The organism is Streptomyces sp. NBC_00249 (assembly GCF_026342355.1).
Taxonomy (GTDB): Bacteria; Actinomycetota; Actinomycetes; order Streptomycetales; family Streptomycetaceae; genus Streptomyces.
Genome location: NZ_JAPEMV010000003.1, coordinates 502,659 through 526,733, shown reverse-complemented (window position 1 = coordinate 526,733; position 24,075 = coordinate 502,659). Strand labels below are relative to the sequence as shown.

The 24,075-nt window shown below is 74.5% G+C and carries 26 protein-coding genes; 13 read left to right on the top strand and 13 right to left on the bottom strand.

Annotated elements, in window-relative coordinates:
- Positions 1-41: 41 nt before the first annotated feature.
- Complete coding sequence (locus OOK31_RS16585) at positions 42-1,460, bottom strand: hypothetical protein (RefSeq protein ID WP_267087997.1); 1,419 nt, start codon at positions 1,458-1,460, stop codon at positions 42-44.
- Between the two features lie 346 nt (positions 1,461-1,806).
- Between OOK31_RS16585 and OOK31_RS16580 the strand changes: the two genes are divergently transcribed.
- The gene (locus OOK31_RS16580; RefSeq protein WP_267087996.1) at positions 1,807-2,385 is read left to right on the top strand and encodes a hypothetical protein; all 579 of its coding nucleotides are present in this window, start codon (positions 1,807-1,809) and stop codon (positions 2,383-2,385) included.
- A gap of 89 nt (positions 2,386-2,474) precedes the next feature.
- Here OOK31_RS16580 and OOK31_RS16575 read toward each other — a convergent pair whose 3' ends face one another.
- Both OOK31_RS16575 and OOK31_RS16570 read right to left on the bottom strand, forming a co-directional pair.
- Positions 2,475-3,278: a peptidoglycan recognition family protein gene (locus tag OOK31_RS16575; protein ID WP_267087995.1), complete on the bottom strand. Its 804-nt coding sequence runs from the start codon at positions 3,276-3,278 to the stop codon at positions 2,475-2,477.
- A 125-nt stretch (positions 3,279-3,403) separates the two neighbouring features.
- Positions 3,404-4,594, bottom strand: a complete 1,191-nt coding sequence (locus OOK31_RS16570; protein ID WP_267087994.1) for an MFS transporter — start codon at positions 4,592-4,594, stop codon at positions 3,404-3,406.
- A 236-nt stretch (positions 4,595-4,830) separates the two neighbouring features.
- On the opposite strand from OOK31_RS16570, the gene OOK31_RS16565 reads away from it, so the two are divergent.
- From OOK31_RS16565 to OOK31_RS16550, 4 genes are all read left to right on the top strand, one after another.
- The gene (locus OOK31_RS16565) at positions 4,831-7,266 is read left to right on the top strand and encodes a helix-turn-helix domain-containing protein (protein WP_267087993.1); all 2,436 of its coding nucleotides are present in this window, start codon (positions 4,831-4,833) and stop codon (positions 7,264-7,266) included.
- A 53-nt stretch (positions 7,267-7,319) separates the two neighbouring features.
- A complete protein-coding gene (locus tag OOK31_RS16560) occupies positions 7,320-7,994 on the top strand; it encodes a hypothetical protein (protein WP_267087992.1) in 675 nt (224 codons plus the stop codon).
- Positions 7,995-8,119: 125 nt separating this feature from the next.
- Positions 8,120-9,409, top strand: coding sequence for a serine hydrolase (locus OOK31_RS16555; RefSeq protein WP_267087991.1), 1,290 nt, complete (start codon positions 8,120-8,122; stop codon positions 9,407-9,409).
- 200 nt (positions 9,410-9,609) lie between these two features.
- Positions 9,610-10,140: a hypothetical protein gene (locus OOK31_RS16550; RefSeq protein ID WP_267087990.1), complete on the top strand. Its 531-nt coding sequence runs from the start codon at positions 9,610-9,612 to the stop codon at positions 10,138-10,140.
- A 74-nt stretch (positions 10,141-10,214) separates the two neighbouring features.
- On the opposite strand, the gene OOK31_RS16545 is transcribed toward OOK31_RS16550, so the two are convergent.
- Entirely contained in the window at positions 10,215-10,574 is a 360-nt protein-coding gene (locus OOK31_RS16545; RefSeq protein ID WP_267087989.1) for a hypothetical protein, read from the bottom strand.
- A 246-nt stretch (positions 10,575-10,820) separates the two neighbouring features.
- Here OOK31_RS16545 and OOK31_RS16540 point away from each other — a divergent pair, with 246 nt between their 5' ends.
- On the top strand, positions 10,821-11,057 hold the full coding sequence (locus OOK31_RS16540; RefSeq protein ID WP_267087988.1) for a hypothetical protein: 237 nt from the start codon (positions 10,821-10,823) through the stop codon (positions 11,055-11,057).
- Positions 11,054-11,380: a type II toxin-antitoxin system PemK/MazF family toxin gene (locus OOK31_RS16535; RefSeq protein WP_267087987.1), complete on the top strand. Its 327-nt coding sequence runs from the start codon at positions 11,054-11,056 to the stop codon at positions 11,378-11,380. The genes OOK31_RS16540 and OOK31_RS16535 overlap by 4 nt, the downstream gene beginning before the upstream one ends.
- 8 nt (positions 11,381-11,388) lie before the next feature.
- Here the strand turns inward: OOK31_RS16535 and OOK31_RS16530 are convergent, their stop codons facing one another.
- Together OOK31_RS16530 and OOK31_RS16525 are read right to left on the bottom strand one after the other, a co-directional pair.
- A complete protein-coding gene (locus OOK31_RS16530) occupies positions 11,389-12,651 on the bottom strand; it encodes a pyroglutamyl peptidase (protein WP_267087986.1) in 1,263 nt (420 codons plus the stop codon).
- A 33-nt stretch (positions 12,652-12,684) separates the two neighbouring features.
- Positions 12,685-13,212, bottom strand: coding sequence for a DoxX family protein (locus tag OOK31_RS16525; protein ID WP_267087985.1), 528 nt, complete (start codon positions 13,210-13,212; stop codon positions 12,685-12,687).
- Between the two features lie 235 nt (positions 13,213-13,447).
- Here OOK31_RS16525 and OOK31_RS16520 point away from each other — a divergent pair, with 235 nt between their 5' ends.
- Both OOK31_RS16520 and OOK31_RS16515 read left to right on the top strand, forming a co-directional pair.
- Positions 13,448-14,266 carry a PP2C family protein-serine/threonine phosphatase gene (locus OOK31_RS16520; protein WP_267087984.1) on the top strand — a complete coding sequence of 273 codons (819 nt, stop codon included), beginning with the start codon at positions 13,448-13,450 and terminating at the stop codon, positions 14,264-14,266.
- Positions 14,267-14,355: 89 nt separating this feature from the next.
- Positions 14,356-15,309, top strand: a complete 954-nt coding sequence (locus OOK31_RS16515) for an MASE1 domain-containing protein (RefSeq protein ID WP_267087983.1) — start codon at positions 14,356-14,358, stop codon at positions 15,307-15,309.
- A gap of 15 nt (positions 15,310-15,324) precedes the next feature.
- Here the strand turns inward: OOK31_RS16515 and OOK31_RS16510 are convergent, their stop codons facing one another.
- A complete protein-coding gene (locus tag OOK31_RS16510) occupies positions 15,325-16,320 on the bottom strand; it encodes an aldo/keto reductase family oxidoreductase (protein WP_267087982.1) in 996 nt (331 codons plus the stop codon).
- Between the two features lie 167 nt (positions 16,321-16,487).
- On the opposite strand from OOK31_RS16510, the gene OOK31_RS16505 reads away from it, so the two are divergent.
- On the top strand, positions 16,488-17,144 hold the full coding sequence (locus OOK31_RS16505; protein WP_267087981.1) for a hypothetical protein: 657 nt from the start codon (positions 16,488-16,490) through the stop codon (positions 17,142-17,144).
- Here the strand turns inward: OOK31_RS16505 and OOK31_RS16500 are convergent.
- The 3 genes from OOK31_RS16500 to OOK31_RS16490 all read right to left on the bottom strand — a co-directional run bounded on the left by OOK31_RS16500 (position 17,141) and on the right by OOK31_RS16490 (position 18,347).
- A complete protein-coding gene (locus OOK31_RS16500; protein ID WP_267087980.1) occupies positions 17,141-17,737 on the bottom strand; it encodes a hypothetical protein in 597 nt (198 codons plus the stop codon). The genes OOK31_RS16505 and OOK31_RS16500 overlap by 4 nt on opposite strands.
- On the bottom strand, positions 17,734-18,039 hold the full coding sequence (locus tag OOK31_RS16495; RefSeq protein ID WP_267087979.1) for a hypothetical protein: 306 nt from the start codon (positions 18,037-18,039) through the stop codon (positions 17,734-17,736). Before OOK31_RS16495 ends, OOK31_RS16500 begins: the two co-directional genes overlap by 4 nt.
- A 62-nt stretch (positions 18,040-18,101) precedes the next feature.
- Positions 18,102-18,347: a hypothetical protein gene (locus OOK31_RS16490; RefSeq protein ID WP_267087978.1), complete on the bottom strand. Its 246-nt coding sequence runs from the start codon at positions 18,345-18,347 to the stop codon at positions 18,102-18,104.
- 116 nt (positions 18,348-18,463) lie between these two features.
- On the opposite strand from OOK31_RS16490, the gene OOK31_RS16485 reads away from it, so the two are divergent.
- Entirely contained in the window at positions 18,464-19,066 is a 603-nt protein-coding gene (locus tag OOK31_RS16485) for a TetR family transcriptional regulator (protein ID WP_267087977.1), read from the top strand.
- Between the two features lie 20 nt (positions 19,067-19,086).
- Here the strand turns inward: OOK31_RS16485 and OOK31_RS16480 are convergent, their stop codons facing one another.
- A complete protein-coding gene (locus OOK31_RS16480) occupies positions 19,087-19,611 on the bottom strand; it encodes a GNAT family N-acetyltransferase (RefSeq protein ID WP_267087976.1) in 525 nt (174 codons plus the stop codon).
- Positions 19,612-19,711: 100 nt separating this feature from the next.
- Entirely contained in the window at positions 19,712-20,641 is a 930-nt protein-coding gene (locus tag OOK31_RS16475) for an MBL fold metallo-hydrolase (RefSeq protein ID WP_267087975.1), read from the bottom strand.
- A 108-nt stretch (positions 20,642-20,749) separates the two neighbouring features.
- Here OOK31_RS16475 and OOK31_RS16470 point away from each other — a divergent pair, with 108 nt between their 5' ends.
- A complete protein-coding gene (locus tag OOK31_RS16470) occupies positions 20,750-21,691 on the top strand; it encodes an AraC family transcriptional regulator (protein ID WP_267087974.1) in 942 nt (313 codons plus the stop codon).
- A gap of 17 nt (positions 21,692-21,708) precedes the next feature.
- On the opposite strand, the gene OOK31_RS16465 is transcribed toward OOK31_RS16470, so the two are convergent.
- Positions 21,709-22,221 (bottom strand): universal stress protein, encoded by a 513-nt coding sequence (locus OOK31_RS16465; RefSeq protein ID WP_267087973.1) that lies wholly within the window; start codon positions 22,219-22,221, stop codon positions 21,709-21,711.
- A gap of 260 nt (positions 22,222-22,481) precedes the next feature.
- Here OOK31_RS16465 and OOK31_RS16460 point away from each other — a divergent pair, with 260 nt between their 5' ends.
- Entirely contained in the window at positions 22,482-24,068 is a 1,587-nt protein-coding gene (locus OOK31_RS16460; protein WP_267087972.1) for an alpha/beta hydrolase, read from the top strand.
- Positions 24,069-24,075 lie beyond the last annotated feature (7 nt).

Here is a 24,075-nt window from a genome sequence, read left to right as displayed (position 1 = left end):
TCACCTTGGGTGTGATGGGGGGGACGGGTGGTGGTCCGGGGTCAGCGGCCCGTGGTGTGGCGCGGGTGCGAGCGGTGTCGGCGGGGGCGTGGCAGGCCCGGGCGGACGCGGTCGGGGCCTGGTTCGGCCAGGCCGGCCCGGAACAGCCCGTAGAGGATCCGCCGCCGGGCGGCCCGCTCCAGCGCCTCGCGCAGGGCGCCGTCGCGCAGCAGCGCGCCGGGACCGAGGAGGCCTTCGACGACGGCCAGCGCGCCGGTGATGTCGCCGTGGTGCAGGCGTTCGCGGACGCCGGTGAGGCAGTCCGGTTCGCGGTGCGCCTGGTCGATCACCTGGAGGCAGGGCAGCGGGGTGCCCGTCAGGGCGGCCAGGAGTTCCTCGCGGCGGATCTCGGCGGGGTCGTGGTCCAGCGGGGCGAGCACCCCGTCGACGAGGCCGATCCGGTGCGGGGTTCCCCGGCAGTCCACGAGGTGCGGCCGCCCCGCCGGGTCCTGGGCCGGGAGCGCGGCCGGTGACGCGTGGCCCGGCAGAAGTGCCGGGGCGACCAGCGGGTGCAGCCGGCCGGGGTCGATCGCACCGGAGCGGATCAGTTCCAGGTCGGGCGGGATCCAGGTCGCGGCGTCGGGCAGGACCGGCCGCGTGCGGTCGCCGGGGTCCTCCCGGACGGCCGCGATCCGCCACGCGGACAGGGGCCCGGGGCGCTCCCGGCCGTCCGCCACGAGGTCCAGGACCAGCCGGTTCCGGGCCCCGAGGCGGACCCCGACGGTGGCGGTGCCCGTACGGGTGTCGTGTCCCCCGGCGTGCAGGAGGATCCCCGCCTCGGCGGCCCATCGGCCGACGGCGCGGGCGCCGTGCTCCTGCTCGTGCTCCTGCTCCGGGGGCCCGAAGGCGCCCTCGGCGGGCGGCAGACCGGCCCCGGAGCGGATCCGCAGCTCGCCGGTCCTGCGCGCGTCCCAGAGGTGGCGGTGCAGGTCGAGGCGGAACCGCCCGCCGGGACGGGGGTGCGGGTGGTACGGGCCCGCTCCGAGCCCGGAGCGGGATCCGTCCCACAGGGCGAGGCTGATCCGCTGGCCGGCGTCCGCCCAGGCCGGTGGGGTCCGCGCCACGAGGTGCAGCGGGGGCGCGCCGCCCGCCTCCCCGGCCTCGTAGCGGGCCAGGGCGACGGTCAGCCCGGGGCGCAGCAGCCCGTGCGGGGCGATCCGCGGCATGTGCCAGCGCAGCAGGTCGGGGGCCAGGTGGCGCAGGTCGGCCCGGATGCGGGCCGCGAGGTGGCGTCCGTGGGTACGTGCCACGGACCGTAGGTCGAGATCTGCCTCGAAACCCGCGGCGGCGCAGGCCCCGGCCCAGTCACCGGCGTGCCGGCGGGCGGTGGCGGTCTCGATCATGGAGGGCGGCACGGCGAACTCGCGCACGCGCAGCCAGAGGGAAAGGCGGGAATCCCCGTCCACGGTGGGAGTGAGCATCAGCACTCACCTTGCGCGGACGGGACCCCCGATCTGTGAAGGGAGGAAGGAGTCATCGCGGGGAAAACTACCGGCCCCCCGCGCCGCCCGCCACGGCTTTTCCGTGGGCCTCTGCGGGGGCCGGGCCCGGCAGACCGTGGTGTCCGGACGGACGTGCGGATCTGCTCCGCGTACACCGGTTGGCCCCCACGCGTACGCCCGCGCGCCCCCGGTGCCTGCGCGCGCCCGGCGCGTGCCCGAAGGTCCGGCCGGTTTCGGCATATGCCCGCGCATACCCGCCGTCATGGTGCATCGTCGGCAGGGAACCAGGTCGGTACCTCCCGCTCACGAGGATGAGGAGTACGTCATGACGTGGCAGACGGAGGAGTTCGAGGGCGAGCACGAGGGCCGGGCCGCGGCGGTCCTGGCCGACGGCAGCGAACCCAAACCGATGATCTACGACGTGGGCAGCGGCTCCGAGTTCCACCGGACCTCCGACTGGTGGGTCTACGACGGCACCCTGGGAGCCCCCGAGGCGGCCGCCCTGCGCGCCGCCTGCTCCTGCGGCTGGCGCGGTGCTCCGCTCCACCCCCTGGACTGGGAGCAGGTGCGCGCCGACGACCCCGAGGAGTACGACACCTCCGGCCCCGAGGAGGAATGGGACCGGCACGTCACCGAGGTCGAGGCGCGTACGGTCCCGCTGCCGGCCGAACTCGCCGGGCTGCTGCGGGAACTGGACCGGCAGCTGGAGAACCTCGCGGACGACGCCCCGCTCGCGGCGCTGCGGGCGGCGGGCGCGCTGGAGCGGACGACGTCCCGGACGGCCCGGACGGCGGCCTTCAACATCAGGAACGACGAGATCCCCGACGCCGAGATCGCGACGGGCCTGGGCCTGAGCGAGGCGACGGCCGGCTCCCGCGTCCTGCGCTACTACTACGCCCGCTGAACCCGCCCGTCCGGACGCACGGTTGCAGCCTTGCGCTCATGAAACCGCCGACCGCCACCGCCGACCGACTGGCGACCCAGCCCGTCGGCCTAGCGGCGGGGGGTCCAGTGGGCGAGTTCCCGGGCCAGGGCCTCCGGCGGGAGGTACTCCGGCGGGCCGGGCCAGGGGTGGCGCTCCTCGGGGGTCTCCGGCTCGGGCTCGGGCCACGGCTGTACGCCGAGGCGCTGGGCGACGTCCTGGCGCAGCTTCGGCAGGAGGGCGTAGAGGCGTTCCCCGGGGCATTCGGTGTCGTTGAAGTCGCGGTGGCCCCGGATCTCCGACGGTGGGAGCCCGTACGTCGCGCAGACGTGCGCGCACAGCGAGACCAGGGCCTCGTACTGCCGGGCCGGGGGTTCCTCGGTGGTGTACGTGCCCTCGTTCTCGATGCCCACGGCCACGTCGTTCTGGCCCACGCAGTGCGCGGAGCGCACCTGGCACCCGCCCGCCGTCAGTTCGGTGAAGCTGCGGTGGCGGCCTTCGGTGACGAACGCGCCGCGGCTGACCGTGAAGTGCTGGCCGGTGTCGATCCAGCCCTGGACGTCCATGTGGTAGTTCTGGATCGCCCGGGCGAGGGCGAAGGCCCGCTGCTGGGAGTAGTCCTCGACGTTGCGCGTCGCGGTGTGGTGGACGATGATCCGCCGGGGCGGGGCCGCGAGGACCTCGACGGGCTCGGACGGGGGCCGGGCGCCCCAGGCCCCGCAGTCGAAGATCACCGGGCCGGTGGCGGGCGCCGCGTACGCGGGCGGGGACCACAGGCCGGCAGCGGTGAGGCCGAACGCGCCGGTGAGGATCCTCCGGCGGGTGAGGGCTGTCCGTGCGGCGCCGGACGCCGGGGCCGGGACACGAGCGGGCATGGGGGCTCCTTCTCACGGACGGGTGCGGGGGGCGCGCGAGCGCGGCCCAGGGGACAACGAACCGGTGATCACGAGGCAACGCCCTCGCGGGGTGTTGGGGCCGTCCGTGGGACCGCCGTCCGGGGTCAGCTCCCCGCGCGCACCGGGCGCCGCAGGAGGTAGGCGGCGGCGGTCGAGACCAGGGCGGCCATGCAGGCGATGAACACCAGCCCGGCGCCTTCGAGGCCGAGCGGCCCGGACAGCAGGCCCACGCCGATCACGGGCACCGAGATGCCGGCGTACGCGACCACGAACAGGGTCGAGATCACGGCCGCACGGTGTTCGGCGGGGGACGCCCCGGCGACGGCGGCGAGCGCGCCCCGGAAGGCGAGGCCCTGCCCGACCCCGCCGACGAGCGCGCTGAGCACCACCAGCACCAGGAGTTCCCAGTAGAGGGCGCCCGCGAGGAGGGCGAGTCCGGCGAGGAGCCCGGCGCAGCCCAGGGGCAGGGAGCGGGTCACCCCGACCCGGCCGACGGCCAGTTGTCCGGCGGTCGAGGCGAAGAAGGCCAGCGCGACGATCGACCCGCTCACGGCGTGGTTCTCCACGTGCAGGGACTGCGCGAGGAAGGCGGGGCTGACCGAGGTGAACACCCCGAACAGCGCGAACCCCACGAACGAGGCGATGGCGGCGGGGGTGAACACCGCCCGTACCTGTACGGGCAGGCCGGGCCGCTGGGGCCGTACGGTACGGGCGGGACTCCGCTCCCGTACGGTTTCGGGGAGCGCCGACAGGACCGCCGCCGAGACCGCCACCAGGGCGAGGTGGAGGGCGAACGGCAGGTACAGCGGCCGGGCGGCGTACTCGGCGAGGAAGCCCGCGAGCAGCGGACCGCAGCCGAGGCCGCCCATGTTGGCGGCCGTCGCCACGAAGGTGGCCCGGGAGCCGCCGCCGGGCGGCGCCAGTTCCATCACGTACGCGGTGGCGGCCCCGGTGAACAGGCCTGCCGACAGGCCCGACAGCAGCCGGCCCGCGTACAGCCAGCCGAGGCCGGTGGCGCACAGGAAGCAGACGGCGCTGGCGGCCGCGAAGCCCAGGCCGCACCAGAGCACGGGGCGCCGGCCGACGGTGTCGGAGGCGTTGCCCGCCAGTAGGAGCACGCCGATGACCCCGAAGGCGTAGACGGCGTAGACGACGGTGACCGTCAGCTCGGAGAAGCCGAACTTCTGCTGGTAGAGGCCGTAGAGGGGGGTCGGCAGCGTGGTGCCCGCCATGCACACGGCGAACACGCTGCCGGCGAGCAGACACTGCGGCCACCCTCGACGATCACCGTCCATGCGCCGACACTAACCCGACATAAGCTAATGAATCGGCACACCGGGCGCGACGCGGCCCCGTGCGGGTCAATGCCGGCGGGACGGCGCCACGAGGGGGTCGGGCGCCGCCCCGGAGCGAGTCGACCACGCGCGCGCTGCGGCTGCCCAGGCGGTTCCACCGGCGGAAACGGCGTCAGACATACTTCTGCCGGGGGCTCACATTCGGGGCGGGGCCACGCCGACGGGGGATGTCGACCATGGGCACCGGTACACCGGCCGCGGGGGAACTCGGCCACCGGCTGAGGGAATTGCGCACGCGGGCCGGACTCAGCCAGGAGGAGCTGTCGCACGCCTCCGGTGTCAGTGTCCGCGCGCTGGCGGACCTGGAGCGCGGGCGCACCCGGGGCCCGCAGCGGCGCACCGTCCAGGCCCTGGCCCGGGCGCTGGAGCTGGACCCGGCGGGCACCGCCGAGCTCGAGCACGCCGCCGGCCTGGGGCGGCCCCGGGCGGGGCGGAACCCCGGCCGGACCGGACCGAAGGACCGGGCGGGTACGGCGGGGCGGGTAGCTGCGGCGGGTCTGGCGGCCCCGGCACTCCAGGCCGGTCGGGCGGCCGCGGCGGGGCGGGCGGCCCACCACGCGCTCGCCCTGCCCCGTGACGTACGGGACTTCACCGCGCGCGGCCCGGACCTCGAGCGGCTGGACGCCCTGGTGGAGGAGGCCGGTCCCGCCCATCCGCCGGTCGTCGTGGTCCCGGGGCAGCCCGGCCTCGGGAAGACCGCCTTCGCCGTGCGCGCCGCGCACCGCCTCGCACCGCGCTTCCCCGACGGCGCCTTCGCCCTCGACCTGCACGGCACGGACCCGAGACCTACTCCTCCGCACGAGGCACTGGCCCGCCTGCTGCGGGCGCTGGGGATCGCCCAGGACGCGATCCCGGCCGGTACGGAGGACCGCTCGGGGCTCCTGCGGTCCGCGCTCGAAGGCCGCCGGGTGCTGCTCCTGCTGGACAACGCGGCGGACGAGGCGCAGGTGCGCCCCCTGCTCCCCGGCACCGGGTACTCGCTGACCCTCGTCACGAGCCGGCACGCCCTGGCCGGTCTCGCCTCGGTGCACCGGAGCGAACTCGCCCTGCTGCGGCGGGAGGAGGCCGTGGAGCTGCTGACCCGCATCGTCGGCGCCGAGCGGGTCGGCGCCGAGCCGCAGGCCGCCCGTGACCTGGCCGGGCTGTGCGGGTACCTGCCGCTGGCCGTGCGCATCGCCGGGCAGCGGCTCGCCGCCCGGCCCCACGAACGCCTGGCCCGGCTCGTCGCCCAACTCTCCGAGGAGGGCGGTCGGCTGGACGCGCTGCACTCCGGCGAGCTGCGCGTACGGGCGGCGTTCGCCCTGTCGTACCGGCAGCTGCCCGCCGACTCCCGGACCCTGCTGCGCCGGGCCGCCCTGGCCGCCGGTCCCGATTTCAGCGCCGAGACGGCCGCCCTGCTGGCGGGTCTGCCGCTCGCCCGGGCCGCCCGGTGCGCGGAGGAGCTGACCGACGCGGGGCTCCTGCAGTCCGACCCGGCCGCCGAGCGGTACCGATTCCACGACCTCCTCAGACTGTTCGCGGCCGGGCAACTGGACCGGGAGGACGGCTCCGAGGTGTGCGAGGCCGCCCAGGACCGGGCCGCGCGGTGGATGCTGCGCCGGGCCACCGCGGCGGCGCTGCGCTTCGACGCGGACCGGCACCGGGACCCGTGCGGCGGAGATCCCGACCCGGCCGGGGCGCCCGTCGGCCGCGAGGGGGCCCGCGCCTGGCTGGAGGCGGAGCGGGCGCAGTGGGTGGCGGCGCTGCGCCGGTCCCGGGCCGCCGGCCGGCACCGGGAGGTCGTCGACGCGGCCGAGGCCATGCACTGGTTCTCGGACCTCAACCAGCACTGGGAGCTGTGGGTGGAGGTCTTCCGCGGCGCGGTCGACTCGGCGCGCGCGCTCGGCAGCAGGCGGGAGGAGGCCGTCCAGCTCAACTACCTGGCCTGGTCCTACAGCATGTGCGCGCACGACCACCGGCGCGCCCTGGAGGCCGCCGACGCCGCGCTGGCGCTCGCGCGGGAGGTCGGGGACGAACTCCAGGTGGGCTGGGCGCTGGGGTACGGCGCCGGGGCGCTGCACCGCGCCGGCCGGGTCGGGGAATCCCTCGACCGGTTCCGGGCGGCCGCCGACTGCCTGGGCGCGCAGGGCTCCGCGCAGGCCCGGCTCGGCGAACTGACCACCCTGAACGCCCTGGGCGACAAGCTGCGCCAGGCCGGCCGGGCCGGGGAGGCCCTGGGCATCCACCTGCGCAGCGAGGCGGCCTGCCGGGCCGGGATTCCGGGGCAGCCGGCGGAACTCCTCGCCGTGTACCTGGCGGTGGCCCGCCAGCAGGTCGGCAACGACCTGGCGGCGCTGGGGCGGTGGAGCGAGGCGGAGGCACCGCTGCGGCTGGCGCTGAGCGGTTTCGAGGCCGCGCGGATGTCCGCCTGGAGCGAGCCGGCCCGGCTCGACCTGGGGCGCGTACTGCGGCGCCTGGCCCGCCACCGGGAGGCCCGCGAGACCCTCGTGACGGCCTGCGCCGCGCTGGGCGAGCTGGGCAGTCCCCGGCAGGGTGAGGCGGTGGCGGAGCTGCGCGCGCTCGACGCGCCCGCCGCGGGCTCCGGGGCCGTCGCGCCTTCGGGGCACCCGTAGGCTCGGGCCGTGAACAGCCGTCACCACCAGTTCGTCTCCAGGGGGATCCCGTCATGACCATCCACCGTCCCGGCCTGCCCGGGGACCTGCCGCCCGCCGGGGAACTGTGGGCGCGCTGGGCCCTGGTCGCCGTCCTGGAGGCCACCACGGAGGCGGAGGGCCGGGGCGTGCACCGCACCGGCCACTGGATCGACGGGGGCGGGCTCCACCTCGACGACTGCGGCTGCACCTGGTGGTGCCTGGCCCCGATGGGCGAGGGGCGGTACGTGCTCTACGGCGAGGACGAGTCGAGCGACGTCAAATGGCACGAGCCGGCCGTCGACATGCTGGCGGGCGGGCCCGACTGGCTGCCGTACGAGACCCTGCGCGAGCTGGGGCGGGGCTGGGAGCTGGGCTGCGTCTACTGGTTCGAGGACGGCGCCTGGGCCCGCGCCCCGTACCCGGAGGGCGTCGAGGACGACGGGCTGGACTGCGGGATCAGCCGTTTCGTGGTGCGCCGGGAGCTGCTGGGGCTGCTGGACGGCGTCGGGCAGGACTGCACCTGCGACCCGGGCCCGGAGCCCGCGCACACGGCGGCCGGTCTGCTGGAGGCGGCGGAGCGGCGGCGGCTGGCGCCCGAGGTCCTGGAGTCCTTCGCCGCGGGCTGCACGTGCGGGGAACGTGACCTTTCGGCCATGCGGCGGGCACTGGATCTGGCCGGTCTCGCGGGCCAGGGACAGCCCGCCTGACCTGCGATGACGCATCATCATTTGATCTTGCGTAAGCTCGCCACGAACCGGCCGTCGGCAGGCCCCGCGCCCAGTGCGCCGGCGGTTTCCGGTCCAGTGCCGCACTACTGAGTCGAGGAACCCCCATGACCCCGCCCATGAACCGTCGTCTGGCCGTCAGCGCCGCACTGCTGGCCCTGGTGGCCGGTGTGGCCCCCGCGACCGCCGCCCATGCCGCGCCCGCCGCCGCCCTGTCCGCCGAGGCGGCGCAGGCGGCCGGCACGACCCGTCCCGCACCGGACCTCGACGCTCTGCTCCAGGCGCTGCAGAACACCAAGGACGCGGGCGCGCCGGGCGCGTTGGCCCGGATCAAGGACACCCAGGGCCTGTGGACCAAGACGGTCGGCGTGCGCGACACGACCACCGGCGAGGCGATGGACACCCAGGCCCGCTTCCGGATCGGCAGCGTCACCAAGACGTTCTCGACCGTCGTGCTGCTCCAGCTGGTGGCCGAGAAGAAGATCGAGCTGGACACCCCGGTCAACCACTACCTGCCGGGCCTGCTGCCGGACGACCGGATCACGGTCCGTCACCTGCTGACCCACCGCAGCGGCCTGGCGGACTACACGAACGCCATGTTCAACGACACCGTTCCCGGCTTCGAGGCCGTGCGCAACAAGGTGTTCAGCCACCAGGAGCTGGTCCAGCTCTCGCTGAACGAGCCGCGCACGACCGAGCCCGGCGTGTCGTACAAGTACTCCAACACCAACTTCGTGGTCGTCGGCATGCTCATCGAGAAGGCCACCGGGCGCCCGGTGGCCAAGGAGTACGAGCGCCGCATCATCAAGCCGCTGAAGCTGCGCAACACCTCGTACGTGCACCCCGACGCGGAGATCAAGGGCCTGCACACCCACGGCTACCTGACCCCCGACGCGGCCGGCGCGCCGCTGGTGGACTCCACCGAGCAGACGGTGTCGTGGGCGCAGACGGCCGGGGCGATGATCTCGAACCCGGCGGACCTCAGCACCTTCATGTCGGCGCTGGTGAGCGGCAAGCTGCTGTCGCCGGAGCTGCTGGACGCGATGCTGACGATGACCCCGACGGACGCCACGAACACCCGTTTCTACGGGCTGGGCCTGCGCCGCTACGACCTGTCCTGCGGCACCCAGGTCTTCGGGCACACGGGCACGGTGCAGGGCTTCTACACCTACGCCTTCACCACCCGCGACGGCGCCCGCAGCCTGACGGCCATGGCGAACACCTCGAACCGGGGTGTGGCGAACACGGCCCTCGGCGGCACCCTGGAGGCGGCGTTCTGCGGCAAGAAGCCCGCGCAGCCGACGGCGCGCGGCCTCGCGGCCTCCCCGGCCGCCCAGGGTGACACGGCCGCCCTCGCCCCGGCCGAGGTGGACCTTCCGGAGCGCAACGCCCGCTGACGCGGGGCTCGCTGACGCACCTTCCGCCGGCCTGACACGGGCCGGTCCGGGCGGTTACGACCGGCGTCGCGGGCCCTTCGCCCGCGGCGTCGGCGCGTGCCGCGTCTGATGGTTGGTCACGATTCGGAACACACCTCACGTAGTCGATTGTCCGTTCATATGATGTGCCTCCATTTCACGCTTCATGTGGGGGTACACCGATGAACAGCGCATCCCGTGGCACGCGTCGTGACCGCAGACGGCCCGGCGGTCCTCTGAGACGGGCGTTCGTCGCCCTGCTGGTGGCGGGCGTCGCCGTCGCCTGCGGTCCGGCGGAGGGCGGGGGGCCCGCCGTCTCCGCGCCGCCGACCCTCTCCTCCTCGGCTCCGACGACCGAGGCTCCGTCGCCGACGCCCTCCCTGACGCCGTCGCCCTCCGCGTCCCCGACCACGTCGGCGACCCCCACGACCGCTCCCAAGCCGACGCCGACGCCGCCCTCCGGCTCGGACTACAAGGCGCCCGGCTCCGACCCGGCCCCCACCCGCGCCGCGACCAAGCCGGCCCCGCGGCCCACCACCGAGGCCCCGGCCGAGCCCGCGAAGGCCGACTGCGAGATCGTCTCCAACGCCGGGAACTGCTACAACGCCGGCCAGTACTGCCGCAACGCCGACGTGGGCCGCTCCACGCACGCCGGGAACGGCCGCATGATCCACTGCCGCCAGGACGGCTCCAAGGCCCGCTGGGGCTACTAGGCCGCCTAGGCGGTCCCCGAAACACGGCGGGGCGCCGCGTCCTGGGGACGCGGCGCCCTGGTGCACGTACGGTGTCAGCAGGTGGAGTAGCCGATGCCGAAGTCGCTGACCTCGCCGTTCGCCCAGAAGTTGAAGTCGATCCGCTTGCCCTTCGGGCCGACGCGCGGGCCGGCCGTCTCGCCGCCGCCACGGTGGTAGGCGATGACGTAAGGACAGCGGCCGTCCGCCCTGTCGTCCTGGATCCAGCCGGAGACGTTGCGGCCGTCGCAGGTCTGCGCCCAGCCATGGCCCTCGCCGCGGCTGACGCTGCGGCTGATGCAGTTCTGCGTGCCCGTTCCACCGGTGGTGTCCGTGGTGCCGGCGGAGGCCGGCAGCGCGGTGCCCAGCGCGATGGCGGCGGAAGCCAGGGCTGTGGCGACCAAACGCTTCTTCATGGTTCTGGTTCTCCCTTGTTTCCGGTCACGTCCAGGTGCGGTCACAGGTACGCAGGTCCGTACCTGTCAGGCAGATGTCTACGGCACCGGAACGCCGTACGGGGCTGTCAACCAGGCCTTCCACCTGCGACTGTCTCGATCGGCGGGGGTCAACGGCCAGGGGCCCGGCCTTGCGTGACGCGGGGGTGAGGAGCAATGACCTGATTAGCACCGGACTCCTGCACCGTGCATCAGTACCGTTCTCCCGTGCCCTCCCTCAACGTCACCTTCGCCGAGCACGAACTCGCCCTCCTCCGGCTGGCGGCGGCCTCGGCCGGGCAGTCGCTCGCCCGTTTCGTCCGCGGGGCCGCCCTCGCCGAGGCGTGGGAACACCACCTGAGAGCCGCCTACGAGGACATGCACCGCAATCTGTCGGAGCAGGGCGCGCCCCTCGCGGACCGGGCCACCTATCTGGCGGTGGTCGCCCAGGAGGGGACCCTGTGACGGAGTTCCGGCGGGGCGACGTGCTCGCGATCGGCGCCGAGGGGCGCGGCGGCCTGTGGGTGGTGGTGTCGAACGACACCCGCAACGCCCTCCTCGACACCGTCGTCGTCGCGCAGCTCGGTACGGGATCGGACGCGTGGCCGACGTCCGTGCCCTTCGAGGCGGCGGGCGAGGTGCTCGTCGACGGGGTCGGCGGGCACGTCCTGGTGGACTTCCTGACCACGGTGCGGCCCTCGGCGCACTACGTGGAGGCGATGGGGCTGCGGCTCAGTCCCGCCGCCCTGGAAGCGGTCAGCGAGGCCGTCCGGCTGGCACTGCCCTGAGGCGGCGCTCAGACGGAGTGCCGCAGCACCTCCAGCACCTGGGCCGTGATGGCGCTCTCCTCGCGTTCGAAGTCGGCCCCCGTCAGCTGGTCGGGGTCGGCGGGCAGCCCCGTGAGCACGGGGGTGTGCAGGTGGCCGCCGGGCAGCTCGGGACGCAGCTCCAGGCGGAGGCGGTTGGAGCGGTAGGCGACCTCGTTGGAGAGGTAGCCGCCGCCTCCGCCCGCCACGGCGCGCGAGCCCGGGGTCGGACCGTCCTGGCGCGCCACGGGCGCCTCCTGGCCGGCCGGTATCTCGGTGACGGCCGTGTTGAGCCGGACCGGGTAGGGGCTCTGGACGGCGGTCATGGCGTCCGTGGGCAGGCTGGTGCGCAGGAACTCCGCGCCGGGGCCCATGCCGGGCGCGGTGACGGGGTGCTCGTACGTACCGCCGGACAGGGCGCGGGTGTTGTCCGGGTACGGGTCGGCGGAGCGGGAGCGGCCCGCCCAGGCTTCGAGGGTGAACAGGCCGGGGTAGCCCTGGCTGATGCTGGTGATCATGTCGGCGGCGCGGGGGCCGGGTGCCAGCCGGGGGCCGTAGGCGCGCTCGACGATGCCGGCGTCGAAGTCGGCGTACCGCACGGGCAGGACGACCGCCCGGATCTCGGCGACGGTGCCGTCGGCCAGGGTCACGCGGCGTCCGTTGAGCTGGAGGGCCGCCGAGCCGGAGGGGTTGCCCCGGCGCAGTTCGGTGTCCAGCCCGAAGGGGTCGAAGCCGCTGACGAAGATCCGGCGCACGCCCGGGGTGCGGCGGAACTCGTTGGAGGTGAGGCCCCGGGAGGCGTCCTCGAGGCGGGTCCGCAGGGCGGGCCGGTCGACGGGGAAGGGCGGCTGCCAGCGGTCGAGTGCGGCGGTCATCGCCAGCCGGGCCCAGTACAGCGGCCGGTCGTCCCCGGCGGCGAGGTCCCCGCCGGGGCGGCGGCCCTGCGCCCGGTCCACGGCGGCCTGCCAGAGCGCCTCGCCCCAGGTGTCGAGGAGCCGCTCCGCCCCGGCGGCGTTCCTCGCGCCGCACAGCGCCGCCGGGAGGCGGCGTACGAAGGCGTCCAGCGCGGCCCGCTGCGGGAAGGCGGCGGTGCGCGGGTCGCTCAGCCGGCCCTGCTCCGGGTCCTGGACCGGGGCGGGGGCGGTGCGGCAGGCGGGCGCGGGGTCCGCATGGGCGATGGCGGGGGGCAGGAGGGCGCAGACTCCGAGCAGGGCGGTGGCGGCGCTGAGGGCCGTACGGCGTAAGAAGGTCATGCCATGTGACATTACATACGGGGTCAGGCCCTGTCAGGAAGCCCCGGATTCCTCCCGCGCCCGCTCCCTGGCCCGCTTGGAGACCACCGCGTACGCCGCGAGCGCGCTCCCGGCGAAGGCCAGCGCGACCGTCCAGGGCTGGTCGAAGTGGTGGCGGGTGGCGTGGTCGAAGGAGTAGCGGCCGGGCCCGGCGAGACCGACGGCGGCCGCGGTGAAGCCGAGGAAGGCGGGGTACTCGTAGCCGCCCTCCTGCGCGAAGAACCCGGCGGGCGCGTGGACCGCCACGGCCCCCGCCATCGCCCCGGCCGCCGCCGCTCCGGCGGCCGGGGTCGCCAGCCCGAGCACCAGCAGCGCCCCTCCCCCGGCCTCCCCCAGGGCGGCGGCGATCGCGCTCTGCCGGCCGGGCCGGAAGCCCATGTGTTCCATGGCGGCCGCCGTGCCCTCCAGACCGCCGCCGCCGAACCATCCGAAGAGCTTCTGCGTCCCGTGGGCGATCAGTACGGCGCCGGTGCCGGTGCGCAGTGCCAGCAGGGCGAGGTCACGTCGGTTGATGCAGCTCATCGGAGTCTCCCGGGGATGGTGGCCGGCGGCGGGCGGTCGGGACATCCCTAACCGCTCCCGGCGCCACCGCACGCGCGATCTCCCCCGGATCCGCCGTTCGGTCCCCTGCGGCCGGGCCCGGTCCCGGACCCGGTGGAAGGGCGTCGTGGGGCGGGCCGAAATATGATGGGCGCGGGTCCTTCGCGCGGCTCAGGGCGGGAGCAGGGACACATATGGATGTTCGTCGGAGCGGTCCGTGACCCCGCGCCGTCCCTCCCGGCCGGGGAGCGCCGATCTGCTCACGATGCTGGGGCAGCTCACCGCGCAGGCCCGGGAAGGGGCCGAGTTCCAGCAGGCCCGGGTCGAGCTGGCCGAGGCGCTCCAGCGTGAGCTGCTGCCCTCCGCGCTCCCCGTCCTGCCCGGGCTGCGCAGCGCCGCCCGGTACGCGCCCGCGCGGCGGGGGCTGGACATCGGCGGTGACTGGTACGACGGCTTCCGCGTGCCGCAGGGCGCGGTGGCGTTCTCCATCGGTGACGTCCAGGGGCACGACGTCGCCGCGACCGCCTTCATGGGGCAGGTCCGGGTCTGCCTGCGGGCGGTGGCCTCCGTGGTCGTCGACCCGGGCGAGGTGCTGAGCCGGGCCAACGAGGTGCTGCTGGCGATGGACTGCGAGCTGTTCGCGACGTGCACCCTGCTCCGCTTCGACCCCGGGACGGGAGAGCTGGCCAGCGCCCGCGCCGGGCACGTGCCGAGCGTCTGGGCCACGGTCGACGGCCGGTACGGCATAGCCGAGGACACGGGCGGGCTGCCGCTGGGCATGCTCCCCGGATCGGCGTACCCGGTGACGCGGCGGCGGCTGACCCGGGCCGGGACGATCGTGCTGGTCACCGACGGGGTGGTGGAGGGGCCGTCGTTCCCGATCGACGTGGGGCTGGAGCGCGTGGTGGGGATCGTGCGGGAGGCGGCGGGGGCCGAACCCGACGAGCTCGCCGCCGAGGTGATGAAGGTGGCCGACTCCACCGGCCACGCCGACGACGCGGCCGTCCTCGTCATCGGCCACGACGCGGTGGCGTAGGCCGTCCCTTTCGGATCCTGCCCGGCCCGCGCTCCTGGCCGCTGCCGCGTGTCACGTCCGTCCGGCGAGCCGGGCTGTTGTCTGATGCTGTGGTGCGCACCGTGGAATGGCGACGTCAGGCCGAGGCTCTTGTGCGGATCCTGGCCGTCGCCGTCGCCTATTACGCGACCGGGCGGCTCGGGCTGCTCCAGCAGGTGGCCATCCACGAAGCGGTGATCACCCCCCTGTGGCCGCCGACCGGGATCGCCGTCGCCGCCCTGCTGCGGATGGGTCCCGGGATCTGGCCGGGGATCACCCTCGGCACCTACTTCGCCATCGAGCGGATCAGCACCTTCCAGGCCGCGGACATCGCGATCCTCGCCGGCAACACGCTCGCCCCGCTGTGCGCGTACGCGCTGCTGCGCCAGGCGGGCTTCCGGCCCGCGCTGGACCGGCTGCGGGACGGGCTGCTGCTGGTGTTCCTGGGCGGTCTGCTGCCGATGCTGATCAGCGCGACCGCCGGGACCTGGACGCTGGTGCTCACCGGTGACCTGCCGACGGCGCGCTTCTGGTCGGCGTGGGCGGCCTGGTGGGCCGGGGACGCGATGGGCGTACTGCTGGTGACCCCGCTGCTGCTGGCCCTGCGCCGCCCCCGGCTGCCCGTGGACCCGTACCGGGTGCTCGAAGCGGTGGCGCTGCTGGGCACGACCGCCGTCGTCACCGTGCTGGCCACCCGGAGCTCGCTGTCGCTGCTCTTCCTCGTCTTCCCGCTGCTGATCTGGGCGGCGGTGCGCTTCCAGCTCGCGGGCAGTGCGCCCTGCGCCCTGCTGGTGTCCGTCCTGTCCATCTCGGCGGCGACCGACCGGGCGGGGCCGTTCGCCCGGCACACTCTCTTCGAGGTCATGGTCAACCTCCAGGCCCTCAACGGTGCGGCCGCGCTGACCGCGCTGCTGCTGTCGGCGCTGGTCACCGAGCAGAACAACATCCGCCTGAGCATCGAGCAGGTGTGTGAGGACCTGGCCGAGGTGGTGGCCCGCCTCGCCCCCGGCCGGCCTCGGGACTGAGCGCCGGGGGGCGGTTCAGGGCAGTGGGCGGCCCCGGGCCGTGGTCCACAGTTCGTACCATTCCTCGTGCGTGAGGTCCGGTGCGCGCAGCGCGGCGTCGCGGCAGGCGCGGATGCGCTCGGGACGCGCGGTGCCGACGACCGGGACGATGGCGGCGGGGTGCCGGATCAGCCACCACAGCAGGACCGTCTCGGGGGTGGTGCCCTTGCGCTCGGCGAGGGTGGCGAGGAGCTCGGCGGTGGCGTGTTCGGCGGGTGTCCGCTGACGGCCGGTGAAGCGGCCCTGGGCCAGGGCGCCCCAGGCCTGGAGGCGGATCCCGTGGTCGAGGCAGTGTTCGAGGGTGCCGAACGGGAAGCCGTTGCCGGTGGCCGCGGGCGTGTTGAGCAGGACTCCGGCCTCGACCCAGTCGCGGCTGTGCAGGCTCATCTCCAGCTGGTTCGCCACGAGCGGCAGGTCGAGGCGGGCCTGGAGGCGGGCGATCTGCGCGGCGCCCGTGTTGGAGACCCCGAAGCTCCGTACGAGGCCCTGCCGGTGCAGGTCCGTCAGCGCCGCCGCGACCGAGTCCGGGTCGGCCAGGGGATCGGGGCGGTGCAGGAGGAGGACGTCGAGGACGTCGGTGCGCAGCCGGGTCAGGCTCTCCTCCACCCGGCGCAGGATGCTCTCGCCGCGCAGGTCGTACCTGCCGGGGCCGTCCGGGCCGGCCAGCCGGATGCCGCACTTGGTCTGGAGGGTTATCCGCTCGCGCAGGCCGGGGGTCCGTGCGAGGACCTCGCCGAAGACGGCCTCGGCCTTTCCGTGCCGGTAGATGTCGGCGTGGTCGAAGGCGGTGATCCCGCTGTCGAGGGCGGCGTGGATCGCGGCCTCGGCGGCGTCCACGTCCGCGGGGCCGTACGGGTCGGGCTCCCAGGTCCCGCCGAGTCCCATGCAGCCGTACAGCAGCCGGCCGGCCGGGCCGCCGCCCGTACCCGTACCCGCACTGTCATTCGTACTTGCGTTCGCGTCTCTCGCCACGCCCCCACCCTAGAGCGGGCCCGGGCGGTGTTCCGACGGCCGATCCCGCATCGGTTGTCCGCCATTCGGGTGCACGGTTCGACGCGGACCCCCGCCGGGTTCCTAGGATGAGCCCGACGCGTCCTTCCGGGCGCGCCACCACGAGTCCATGTACGGGGAGTTGGGGAATGAAGCGGTGGGGTGTCCTGGTCACGGTCGGCGTGCTGACACTGGGGTCGGTGGGCGCGGGCAGCGCCCAGGCGAGTCCGGGGAAGCCGGACTGCCCGACGGCGGAGATCTTCGCCACCGACAACACCGCGATCATCACGGATCCGGCCGACCCCCGGCTGACGACCCGTCTGACGCGCTTCGACCACGAGGTGCGGAGCATCATCCGCACCCACGGCGCGAAGGCGGAGGGGTCGACGCTGCTGGACGGCGTGTTCTGGTCCGGCGAGCTGCAGCAGACCACCTATGAGCGCTCGCGGGAGTTCGACGTCTCCCGGGTCGGGCGCGAGGGGCTGCACCACATCGCGGACGTCATCCGCAAGCGGTACGACCAGGAGTCGGTGCTGACCTTCCGCTGCCTGCCGCGTGACGCGCCGGACACCGACGCGGTGGAGATCCAGGCCGACGGCGTCGACGCGACCCGTCTGCACGACGCGCTGGCCGCCGACACCGAGGCCCGCGAACGGCTCGGCGGCGGCTCGGTCACCCTCGGCGGGCGGCTGGTCCTCGTGGCCCCGCTGTCGGAGCTGGACCTGGCCCGAAAGTTCACGGCGGAGCTGGGCGTCGACTGGAACCGGGCCCAGGTCCGTTACGGAGACGAGGAGTTCGTCGCCTAGGACGCTGGGTCGCAGCGGCGTTTGTAGTAGCTCCAGGGGAAGGATCCGGGGCCGACCCGGGTCCAGCCCTCGGCGGCGAGCCGGCGGTGGCCGCCGACGGCCCTGCGGTGTTCCCAGGTGTGCTCGGAGGCTTCCACGACCAGACGGAACGAGCCGTAGTCGACCAGGTGCCAGCCGTCCTTCCCGGCTTCGTCGAGGGCCGCCATCTCCGTGAAGGCCGTCACCGGAGTGATCTCCCTGCGCTCGGGGCCGTCCCCCGCACCGGTGGGACCGGAGGGCTGTTTGACGGCGAAGCGCTGCTGGGCGGCCTGTCGGCTGACGCCCAGGACTCCGCCGACGGCGTCCCAGCTGTGGCCGGCGGCCCGGGCGCCCTGGATGGCCTCGCGCAGGAGCCGGCTCGATTCCTCGGCGCCGATACGGGCGGCGGCCACGAGCCTCAAGTAGCCCTCGGCGTCGTGCTCCAGTGACGCGGCGAGCCCTTCGGACGCTCCGAGGACCGCGCTCGCGACGGCCTCCCGGATGCGGTCCGCCTCGGCCGCGCCGATCAGTTCCGCGTCGGCCCCTTCCGCGCCAGCCCCTTCCGCGCCGGTCACCGTCCGCCGCCCGCCGGGCCGGATGCGGGGCCCTCCGCGGGGAGCAGCGGCTCCAGTTCGTCGAGGAGCCGCTCGTCACGGCTCCTGCGCGCCGGTTCGGGCCGCAGGGTGGCGGCCAGGGCGCCCATGGCGGCGACGAGGACGAGGTCCGCGGCGATCAGCGCGGCGGTCGGGCCGGCCCCCAGGCCGTCGGCGAGCGTCAGCGCCACGCTGATGAGGCTCACCGCCACCGCGAGGAGACCGAACACGAGGCTGACGTAAGGGGTGCTGGAGGCAGCCGAGGGCTCCCGGGAAACGTTCATGCGTCAAGACTTCCTTGACGTGATCACAATGTCAAGGAAATCTTGACGCCGTCGCGGCCGGGTCAGCGCGAGCGGGCGGAGAGGGCGGCGTTCGCCTTCAGCAGCGCCGGGACGAGCAGGTACACGACGAGGGGTATGGCGATCGCCGTCAGGACCAGCGTCTGCACCGGCAGGGGCACACCCTGCATGACCGGTCGCAGCAGGGCGAGGGCGACGGTGATGGTCGGATAGACGGCCAGCCAGGTGATCAGCGCGCGGCGGTGGACGGACGGGGCTGCGGGTGCGGGTGCGGGTGCGGGTGCGGACACGGGTACTCCCCCTGGTACGGCGGCCGGAACCGGGATTTCCAACCATCTGGTTGGAGTGTGGCACAGCCGGATCCCCAAATCCAACCGGATGGTTGGGAATAACGTAGGATGGCCGCATGGCCTGGGACACCGCACGCACCAAGCAGCTCCTCCTCGACGCCGCGGTCGAGGAGTTCGCCGAGTACGGGCCCGAGGGCGCCCGCGTCGCCCGGGTGGCCACCGGCGCCGGGGTCAACAAGGAGCGGATCTACCAGTACTTCGGCAACAAGGAGAAGCTGTTCGCCGCGGTCCTGGAGGCCGAGATGGCCAAACTCGCCACCGCCGTGCCCCTGACCCCGCAGCAGGCCGCCGACCTGGGCGACTACGCGGGCCGCACCTACGACTACCACCGCGCCCACCCGCACTTCCTGCGGCTCCTCGCCTGGGAGGGGCTGATGTGCCAGGACCGGGTCGTCGCGGAGTACGAGCGCACCGAGCACTACGCCCTGAAGGTGGCCGCCATCGCCGAGGCGCAGCGGGCGGGGGCCCTCACCGCCGACGTGCCTCCGGCTCAGCTCATGCACACCGTGATCGCGCTCACGAGCAGCTGGTTCACGCTGCCCCAGATCGCCCGCATGCTGCTGCCCGAACCCCCCGCCGGCGAGGCGGGGGCCGGGCCGGACGCGCGGCGCGGGATGCTCGTCGCGCTCACCCGCCGGCTCACCTCACCGGGCCGCTAGGACGACAGGCCCTAAGCCGGTCAGAGGTCGATCCAGTAGCGCCGCTTCGGCCCGATCAGGGTTTCGCGGACGTCCTCCAACACCCCGCCGGCGCGCTCGATCGTGCGCTCCGAGGCGGCGTTCCCGGGGTCGCAGGTCAGCAGGACCCGGTCCATTCCCAGCAGCTTCGCCTCGTGGAGGACCTCGCCGAGGGCCCAGCCGGCCAGTCCGCGCCCGCGTGCGGAGGGGCGGACGCTGTAGCCGATGTGGCCTCCCGCGTCGAGGAGGAAGCCGTTCAGGTAGTGCCGCAGGTCGATCGCCCCGAGGTAGGTGTCGCCCTCGGCGATCCACCAGTACGTGGCGTGGACCCGGCCCTGCTCCAGCGGCGCCGTCCGGTCCGCGTACCCGCGCAGCCGCTGCGCCCAGGCCGCGAAGCCCTCGGGGCTGTCCACGTCGTCGTCGCCACCGAGTCCGGCGCCGTCCATGTGCGCGTCGAGGCCCCACTCCCGCTGGGCGTCCAGCCAGGAGGAGTGCAGTCGGGCCGTGGGGGCGATCAGCTCGGGCATACCTCGGACGGTAACAGTCGGATCATCCGACCCATCAATCCGTCCTGCGGACGACGGACGATGGACGACGGACGGCCGCCGCGGCGCGTTCCGGGCCGGATCAGCCGCGCGGGCCGAAGGGGGCCCAGCGGGTGAGGGCGAAGTCCGGACCGTCCTCGCGGACCTCGACGGCGCCGGATCCGCCGAAGTGGGCGGGCACGACCAGTTCGCGTTCGGCCGCCGCGCGGCCGAGGATCCGCCGGCGGGTGGCCGCCGCCTGCCGCGGGTCCATGCAGAAGCAGCTGTTGCAGGAGGGGTCGAGGATCTGGACCGGACTGTGCAGGAGGTCCCCGACGAAGACCGCCCGCTCGCCGCCGGAGTCCAGGCGCAGGACCGAGGAGCCGGGGGTGTGCCCGGGGGCCGTCTCCAGGGTGAGGTGCTCGTCGATGCGGTGGGCGCCGTCCCACAGGACGACCTGGCCGGCCCGGTGGACGGGGGCGATGCTGTCCTCGTAGATCAGCCGGTCGTCCTCGCGGGCACCGCCGCCGTAGCCGCCGCGCGGGCCGAAGTGGAAGTCGTCGGCCGCCGGCACGAGGTACTGGGCGTTGGGGAAGGTCGGCGCCCATTCCCCGTCCACGTCCCTGGTGTTCCAGCCGACGTGGTCGCCGTGGACGTGGGTGTTGACGACGAGGTCCACGTCCTCGGGGCGTACGCCCGCCCGGGCCAGGCTGCCGAGAAAGTCGCCCTGCCAGTGGTGGAACTGCGGCGAGCCGGGCCGCTCGCGCCCGTTGCCCACACCGGTGTCGACCAGGACGGTCCGTCCGCCACTGCGCAGCACCCAGCTCTGGAGGGCCGCCACCGCGGTGTCGTCCTCGGGGTGCCAGTGGTCGGGGGCGAGCCAGTCCTCGTTGTCCTTCCACAGCCGCTCCGGGGAGTCCGGTACGAGGCCGCGTGCGGGTATGAAGGCGCCCTGCCACTCGACGACCCGGATGACCTCGACGTCTCCCAGCTGGATGCCCGGCGTGTTCTCGTTCTGCGTCTCGTTGTTCATGATCCGACCTTAGGCAGGCGCTCTGATCGCCTCAATGCTCAATCGGATCAGGGGGATACGCGATCCGCTCATCGATGACGGGACGGCGGGACGGCCTACTCTGGGGCGATGGACGTGGTGAGCGACGCGATCTCCGCCGTGCGTGTGGGGCGGCCTTCCTCCGACCGGGTGCGGGTGGGCGGGCGTTGGTGCGCGCGCTTCGCCCCGTACGACGGGGCGGGGTTCCACATCGTCCTGGAGGGCGGCTGCTGGCTGCTGCCCGACGGCGGCGCCCCGCTGTCGCTCGGGACGGGGGACGCGGTGCTGCTGCCCCACGGGACGGGCCACGTGATCGCCGACTCCCCCGCCGACCCGGCGGCGGTGGCGCGGGCGGTGCCGTTCGAGGAGGTCGCGGCGCGCGACTGGGCGCGGCCGGCCGGCCCGGACGGCGGGCCGGGCGCGGTGGAGATGCTGTGCGGGAAGTACCGGCTGGACCGGAGCCGGGCGCACCCGCTGATGGCGGAGCTGCCGAAGGTGGTGCACCTGCCGAACCGGGTGGGCAGCCATCCGGAACTCCGGTCGGCGATCGACCTGTTGGGCCGTGAGGTGGGCGAGCAGCGGCCGGGCGCCTGTGTCGCGGTGCCCAGCCTGCTCGACCTGCTCCTCGTCTACATGGTCCGCTCGTGGCTGGCCGAGGGTTCCTCCGGTGCGTGGCCGGCGGTCCTCGGCGACCCGGTGGCGGCCGCCGCGCTGCGGGCGCTGCACTCGGACCCGGCCGCGCCGTGGACGACCGAGCGGCTGGCCTCCGAGGCGGGTGTCTCCCGGCCCACGCTGGCCCGGCGGTTCACCTCGCTGGTCGGGCGGCCGCCGATGGCGTACCTGACCTGGTGGCGGCTGAACCTCGCCGCCGCCCAGCTCCGCGACACCGGGGACCCCCTGGCCGCGGTCGCTCGGCGGGTCGGCTACGGCAGTCCGTACGCCTTCTCGCACGCCTTCAGCCGGGAGTTCGGGACGACCCCCGGGAGGTACCGGGACGCGCTGACGGGGGCGGCCCCCCTCCCGACGGCCTGACGCCCCTGGGGCCTGTCTCACGGGGTCAGCTCGCGCGCGTCCAGCGGCAGCCGCCACAGGTTGCGGCGGCGTGCGGCGTCGAGCTCGGCCTCCAGCGGGGACGGCGGCACGGTCAGCACCGGGCAGGCGGCGTGCGCCAGGCAGTGGCGGGCCACCGAGGGCCGCAGGCGGCGCAGCGCGGAGCGCGAGCCGGTGCCCACGACGAGGAGGTCCTCGCGGCCGTCGGCGGTGTCCACGAGGGCGGCGCCGGGGGTGGCCCGTACCGCGAGGCCGGCCAGGGTGACCCCGGGCGGCGGCCCGGCGCCGAAGGCGGTGTCCAGTACCTCGCGCAGGCGCTGGACGGCGGCGGCCCGGCAGGCGGCGAGGACCGGGTCCTCGCGCGGGCAGCGCCGCGCCGTCGGGGCCCGGGGCGCCTGCCAGGCCATGACCACCCACAGTTCGGCCGACCGCGTCCGGGCTTCGACGGCTGCCCGGTGGAGGGCGGCCAGGCTGCCCGGGGTTCCACTGACTCCGACCACGACTCTGCGCACGGCCCGCTCCCTCTGTGTTCTCCGCTGCGGCGGTTTCCATGAAACGGGCGGGTCCACGGGGTGCGGGCGGCTCCTGACGCTCTCCTGACGCGGTCCGCGGTGTCCTTGACGTGTCACTGACGTCGGGCAGCCGGGCGGGGCCGGCCGTAGCGAGTGCACAGGCGTGACCTGATCGCGACCGGGAGGACTTGGCGAGAAACCAACCATGACCTTTACTGTCTGTTTGCCTGATCACGTCCGACCCGCGCAGGAGCCCTCGTATGCCGCACGCCGCACGCCGCACCGTCCGCCGCCCCGTCCGTACGGCGCTCCTGGCCGCCGCCTCACTGCTGGCGGTCCCCGTCCTGGCGGCCTGCGGCGGCGAGGAGGCCGGGAAGAAGGCCGACGCGAAGCCCTCGGGCTCGCCCGCCACGAGCGCCCCGGCCGTCCCGGCGGTGCTGCCCGCCGCGCTGACCTCGCAGAAGCCCGACTGGCGGCCCTGCCCGGCGCCGTCGGCGGCCCAGGGCGGCGGCAAGGCCCCGGGCACCGGCTGGGAGTGCGCGACGATGAAGGCGCCCCTGGACTACACCGCTCCGGGCGGTGAGAGCCTGGACGTCGCGCTGATCCGCAAGAAGGCGACCGACACGGCCAAGCGCCTGGGTTCGCTGGTGTACAACTTCGGCGGCCCGGGTGCCTCGGGCGTCCAGACGCTGCCCCAGTCCGCGGCCGAGTACAAGAAGCTGAACACCGTCTACGACCTGGTCAGCTTCGACCCGCGCGGTGTGGGCAACACCGCCGGGGTGACCTGCCTCGACGACAAGACCCTCGACGAGGGCGCCGGCAGCCAGAACCCGCTCGACGACGTCAAGAAGTTCACGGACGCCTGCAAGAAGAACTCCGCCAAGCTCCTCCCCCACGTCGGGACGGCCGACACCGCGCGCGACATGGACCTCATGCGGCAGGTGCTGGGCGACCGGAAGCTGAACTACTTCGGCATGTCGTACGGCACCGAACTGGGCGGCGTCTACGCGCACCTGTTCCCGAAGAACGTCGGGCGGACCGTCTTCGACGCCGTCGTGGACCCGACGGCGGACGACGTCCAGCAGGGCCTGGGGCAGACCAAGGGCTTCCAGCAGGCCCTGGAGCACGCCATGAAGTACTGCCGGGGGAAGTACACGGCCAACTGCCCGACCGGCGCCAGCGACGCGGAGGGCAACCAGCGGATATCCGCGATGCTGGAGAAGCTGAAGACGAAGCCCGCGCCCACGGACGGCGGCCGCAAGCTGACCTCCGACCAGGCCCTCACCGGTATCGTCGCCAGCCTCTACGACGAGGAGAGCTGGGAGTACCTCGTCCAGGGGCTGGGCGAGGTGCAGAAGCTCGGCACGGGCAACCTGCTGCTGGCCCTCTCCGACGCCTACAGCGGCCGCGGCGAGGACGGCCGCTACAGCAACAGCAACGCCGCACAGGCGGCGATCACCTGCGCCGACACCAGCCGCCGCCACACGGTGGAGGAGATGAAGGCCCAGGAGCCCGCCTTCCGCGCGGCCTCCCCGGTCTTCGGCCCGTCCACGGTGGAGGGGCTGCTGGGCTGCTCCGAGTGGCCGGTCCGCGGCGCCACCGACAAGCCGCAGGTCGGCGCGGCCGGGGCGGACCCGATCCTGGTCATCGGCAACACCGGCGACCCGGCCACCCCGGTCGAGGGCGCGAAGCGGATGTCCGAGGCCCTCGGCAAGGGCGTCGGCGTCAACGTCACCGTGCAGGGCGAGGGCCACGGCACGTACGGGAACAACAGCTGCGCGACCAAGACCGTCGACGCGTTCCTCGTCGAGGGCACCGCGCCGGCGGACGGCACCGTCTGCAAGTAGGGCCGCA